General features: G+C 33.3%; 1 protein-coding gene. It reads left to right on the plus strand.

Features of this window, described 5'->3' with window-relative positions:
• Nucleotides 1–218 precede the first annotated feature (218 nt).
• Nucleotides 219–697: transposase (locus tag HHU12_RS34335; RefSeq protein WP_169656597.1), on the plus strand; the 479-nt coding region annotated here is incomplete at its 3' end.

The following is a 697-nucleotide window of genomic DNA, read 5'->3' on the forward strand; positions in this document are numbered from 1 at the left end:
TAATTCCTTCAAATTATCGGACTTGTCCAATTCAACCATATTCTCTTCAAAAACAACCTTACCTGCACCATTCAATACATAATCATTCTCTCTCTTTATGATCTTCGCTATTTTAGTATAGGTATCTAAACTTAGATCGCCCTAAATAGTAAAACGTACTTCTGTTACGGTTAACTGATTTACATTAGTGTAAAAGTAACCAAACAACCAGATGTATTATGATCAATTTTGAAGGTTTTGACGATAGAACATTTTATTCAACATTTCAAAAAGAAGAAGATTGTCTTGAATATTTATCGACACTAAAGTGGAGTGATCATTACAAATGTAGGAAATGTGAACATACAAAATATATGAAAGGTAAAAAGTTACATTCCAGACGTTGTCAAAAGTGTAAATATGATGAGTCTGTTACGGCTCATACCCTATTTCATAAGCTGAAATTTTCAATTCTAACTGCTTTTGAATTCATATTTAAAGTTAGTTGTGATAAGAAAGGCATGTCCACTTTAACTTTAAGTGAGAAACTGTCCTTGAGTTATCAAAGCTGTTTAAATTTCAGACGTAAAGTGCAATATGCTATGCAAAGTAGTTTACAGCATCCTTTGAAGGGGTATGTTGAGGTCGATGAGTTTGCTGTAGGTGGGTATGACGCTGGCAGTCAAGGTAGAGCCAAAGGAGATAAAAAGCTTGTCAA

The organism is Flammeovirga aprica JL-4, assembly GCF_012844305.1.
Classification (GTDB): Bacteria; Bacteroidota; Bacteroidia; order Cytophagales; family Flammeovirgaceae; genus Flammeovirga; species Flammeovirga aprica.